The sequence below is a fragment of the Longimicrobium sp. genome (assembly GCF_036280135.1).
GTDB lineage: Bacteria > Gemmatimonadota > Gemmatimonadetes > Longimicrobiales > Longimicrobiaceae > Longimicrobium.
The window spans coordinates 1-4,082 of record NZ_DASURI010000567.1 but is presented as its reverse complement, the minus strand read 5'-3'; the positions used below and the strand labels follow the sequence as shown (position 1 = coordinate 4,082).

Annotated in this window: 6 protein-coding genes; 3 read left to right on the top strand and 3 right to left on the bottom strand. The window is 70.7% G+C overall.

Translation table 11 applies throughout. The annotated features are described in order from the left end of the window. Positions 1-99: 99 nt before the first annotated feature. On the top strand, positions 100-405 hold the full coding sequence (locus VFZ20_RS18360) for a putative quinol monooxygenase (RefSeq protein WP_329685380.1): 306 nt from the start codon (positions 100-102) through the stop codon (positions 403-405). Between the two features lie 89 nt (positions 406-494). On the opposite strand, the gene VFZ20_RS18355 is transcribed toward VFZ20_RS18360, so the two are convergent. From VFZ20_RS18355 to VFZ20_RS18345, 3 genes are all read right to left on the bottom strand, one after another. Next, positions 495-1,157, bottom strand: coding sequence for a DUF1906 domain-containing protein (locus VFZ20_RS18355; protein ID WP_329685379.1), 663 nt, complete (start codon positions 1,155-1,157; stop codon positions 495-497). Positions 1,158-1,345: 188 nt separating this feature from the next. Next, positions 1,346-2,026 (bottom strand): uracil-DNA glycosylase, encoded by a 681-nt coding sequence (locus VFZ20_RS18350; protein ID WP_329685378.1) that lies wholly within the window; start codon positions 2,024-2,026, stop codon positions 1,346-1,348. Between the two features lie 376 nt (positions 2,027-2,402). Next, on the bottom strand, positions 2,403-2,774 hold the full coding sequence (locus VFZ20_RS18345) for a DUF423 domain-containing protein (RefSeq protein ID WP_329685377.1): 372 nt from the start codon (positions 2,772-2,774) through the stop codon (positions 2,403-2,405). A 291-nt stretch (positions 2,775-3,065) separates the two neighbouring features. Between VFZ20_RS18345 and VFZ20_RS18340 the strand changes: the two genes are divergently transcribed. Then, positions 3,066-3,725, top strand: a complete 660-nt coding sequence (locus VFZ20_RS18340; protein ID WP_329685376.1) for a hypothetical protein — start codon at positions 3,066-3,068, stop codon at positions 3,723-3,725. 62 nt (positions 3,726-3,787) lie between these two features. After that, positions 3,788-4,082, top strand: a 295-nt coding sequence (locus VFZ20_RS18335; RefSeq protein ID WP_329685375.1) for a hypothetical protein, incomplete at its 3' end; no start/stop codon positions are given.

The window sequence follows — 4,082 nt, the reverse complement described above, 5'->3', positions numbered from 1 at the left end:
GAGGGCCTCGAGCGGGGTGAGGGGCGTGCGTCGCTCCTCGTCATCGCCTACCTTCTCGTGCGGATGGCACCTCCAACTCCAGCCAGGGAGCGTGGGCGAATGCGCTACGGAATGTCGGTCGCGATGCACGTCAGGGCGGGACAGCGGGACGCGGTGGTCGCCATCCTCACACGCGACGGCGACGCCATGCGCGCGCTGGGGTGCGACCTGTACCTGGTGGGCGTGTCGGACGAGAAGCCCGACGTGATCTACGTCACGGAGGTGTGGACCTCGCGCCAGGCTCATCGGGCGTCGCTGGACCATCCCGCCGTACAGGCCGCCATCGCCGAGGCCATGCCCATGCTGACCGGCGAGTTCCACTCCACGGAGTTCGACGTCGTCGGCGGACTGGGCGTGCCGGGCTGATCCCGGCCTCCGCGCCTGCCCGGCGGGAAACGGACGCGGCGGCACCCCACGGGATGCCGCCGCGTTCTTTTCGTCCACCGTCCGCGTGCTCAGCGCTTGAGCCAGAGCGGCGTGCCGCCCTTGCCGTCCGTCTGCGTCACGTTGGCGTCGTACGCCTCGGTGGTGATGCCGGCGATGGTGCCGCTGCCCACGGACTGGATCATCTGCCAGCCGCGCGGCTTGGGGTTGCTGACGCCATCCACGTTGTACGCGGCCCAGTAGTGCTGGAACTTGAGGCTGTTGTACAGCTGCGAGCCCGAGAGCCCGGGCTGGTATCCCACGTACAGCCCCGGCACGTAGCCCAGGTCCGCCACGCCGGCGTACCACGCGTTGCAGTACGCCACCACGTCCGCCGCCTTGGTGCCGTCCGCCACGCACTCCAGGTCGCACCACACGTTCACCCCTGCCGGAACGCCGATCTGCTGGGCAAAGGCGGCCGCGTTGGCGCCGTACTGCGCGCCCAGCGACTGCGTGGGCCACCAGCCCGGGTTCAGCACGTGCTGCACGGGCATGAGCGCCAGGCCCGCGTCCAGGATGTCGTTGGCCTCGTCCGCCGACAGGTCGTGCGAGGCCATCTGCGTGCGGCCCACGTAGCGCAGGCAGAACGTGTAGCCCCGGGCGACGAACTCCGCCGCGGCGCTGGCGCTGATGGGCGTGTTGGCGTCGAAGCCGCGGACGCCGGACGGGGCGGGCTGAATGGTTCCGGAAAGCATGGGAGGTCGTGGGAGGGAGGGGGGACAGGGCTGCTGCTCCGTACGGTAGCAGGCGGACGGACATCGGACAACCGGCTCGGCGTCAACGTCCGTGATGCGCATCGGCCGATGGGACGATGCGCATCACCAGATGAAGAACGCGCGCCCGGCACCGTGCCGGGTGGGCGTCCGCCGATCCGCATCCCCGTTCAGCCCTCGATCACGCCGCGCGCGATGCGGAACACGTCGTCCAGCATCTCCGGCGTCAGGCGGCCGGTAAAGGTGTTCTGCTGGCTGGGATGGTAGCTCAGCACGAGCGTGGGCCCGCCCTCGATGGGCACGAGCACGCCGTGCCCGAACTTTGGCAGGGGGTGCGGGAGCGCGCGGCCCATCTCGCGCAGCAGGCGGATGGCGGCCTCGTACGCGAACCCGCCCAGGCAGACGACGGCGCGCACGCTCGCCAGCAGCGCCATCTCGCGCCGGGTAAAGACGGCGCACGCGTCGCGCTCGTCGGGGAGCGGCTTGTTGTCGGGCGGGGCGCACTTCACGGCGCTGGTGACCCACGCGTCGCGCAGCTCCAGCCCGTCGCCGCGGTGCGCGGACGTGGGCTGGCTGGCAAAGCCGGCGCGGTGCATGGCCGCGTAGAGAAAGTCGCCGCTGCGGTCGCCGGTGAACATGCGGCCCGTGCGGTTGGCGCCGTGCGCGGCCGGCGCCAGCCCCAGCACCATGAGCCGCGCGTGCGGGTCGCCAAAGCCGGGGACGGGCCGCGCCCAGTACTCCTGGTCGCGGAACGACTTGCGCTTTTCGACGCCCACGCGCTCGCGCCACTCCACCAGCCGCGCGCATCGGCGGCACGCGGCCACTTCATCCTGCAGAACGTGTAGATCCATCCGTATAAAATCGCGCACCCATCCGCGATGCGGAAGGGTGCGCGGCCGTTGAGGTTACATCATCTGATCCCGCGCGGATGGATCGGCATCGCGCGGGCGCCCCCTCCGGGCTCGTAAAACTCGCCCACCTCCCCCAAAACCCCTGGGGGAGGTTGAACTGCATCATCCCCCGACGATGTTCTCCCCTCTCCGTGAGGAACGAGCGGGTTGCTGCCGGCGCGATCCGCCCCAAGCCGAGACGAAGTTCTCCCTTCCCCCATGCCGTTTATGGGGGAAGGGTGGGGGATGGGGGGCGCTCGCCTGCCGCGCGATCTCTGCCCTCCGTCCGCGAAAGCTGCCCCGCTGTCGTGGGTGGTCCGCTCCGCCGCGCGCTCGTCTACCCCGCGTTGCGCGCGGCGAGGGCGAGCATCACCCAGCCGGCCAGGAAGCACACCCCGCCGATGGGCGTGATGGCGCCCAGCCACCGCACCCCGCTCAGCGCCAGCACGTACAGGCTGCCGCTGAAGACGACCGTGCCCGCCACGAACAGCCATCCCGCCGCGTTCCACCCGCCGCCCGGCCAGCGCCCCGCCGCCATGGCGACCGCCAGCAGCGCCAGCGCGTGGTACATCTGGTAGCGCGCGGCCGTCTCCCACACGGCCAGCAGGTCCGGCCCCAGCCGCGCCCGCAGCGCATGCGCGCCGAACGCGCCGGCGGCGACCGCCATCAGGCCGAAGAGGCATCCCAGCATCCAGAACGTGCGATTCATGGCCGGCGGAACTGCGGGGTACAGGGACAGGTCGCAGGGAACAGCCTGCAACCGCATGCGATCCGGAAAGATGCGCGGCGGCGCGACGATCCGCCAATGCGCGGCCGATATCCGCCGTGCGCAAGGATCGCGGAGGGTGCGTAAGTTGTTGCGCAAACGGGGTTAACGTCGCGGTGGAACGCCGTTTGCACGGGCGGCGGACGGGTTCACCCGTTTACCGACGGACGGAACGAACAAGGCAGCATGAACGATCCTCGACCCCCTCGACGCGGACTTCGCCGCGAGCATCCCGTGTTCTTCTGGGGCACGCTGGTGCTGGCCGCGCTGTTCGTGGCCGGCGCGGCCGCGGTGGGAATGCGGGTGCCGAAGTACCGCACGGAAACGGCGCACTTCAACGCGCAGCTCACCGAGGCGCAAAAGGCCACCCGCGACTCGCTGCTGGCGCACCAGCAAAAGCGCACGGCGCTGGCCGTGGCCGTGCTGCGCCGCGACATGCGCATTCGCTCGCTGGAGCAAAAGAAGCGGCACCTGGCCATCGTGCTGGAAGACTCCGTGCTGGAGCTGCGCATGGGCCGCGCGACGCTGCGGCGCGCAAAGCTCACCATTGGCCCCGACAGCACCGTGCGCGCGCCGGACGGCCGCACCTGGCGCCTGATCCGCCCCGTGGGCGAGCGCAAGATCGCCGAGCGGCAGAACTCGCCCACGTACACCATCCCCGAGTGGGTGTACGTGAGCCGCGGCCAGCCCGTGCCGTCGGAGAGCGAGCGCAGGGTGCGGGGCGGCCTGGGCACGTACGTCATCCGGCTGGACGACGGGACGGAGATCTACAGCCAGCCCCGCGAGGGGCCGCTCAAGGACGCGGTCAAGCCGGGCGCCTTCATGGCGCAGACGAGTGACCTGGCGGCCATCTTCGACGCGGTGGACGAGGACACGCCGGTCTACATCTACTGAGCCTTTTTCGGATCCCCTGAAAGGGCCGCGCGGTACACGGCGGCCCGGGAGCAGGAGCAGGAATGGACGAACACGAGAGCTATCCATACCGGCGGCGGCCGGACGGCGTGCCCGAGCGGCGCAACTACACGCCCGGGGGCCGGGTGCGCCGCATCATCCACGACCACCGGCTGTCGGCGCTCACGCTGATGCTGTTCGTGGTGGCCGCGGCGGGATTGTTCGTCGCGACCTCCGCGTGGGCCGTCAACGAGCGCCTTACGCGCCGCGTGACGGAGATGACCTACCTCAAGGACACCCGCTCGCTGGAGTTCGTCCGCGAGCAGGAGGGGGAGCGCACGCGGCAGGAGGAGGAGAAGG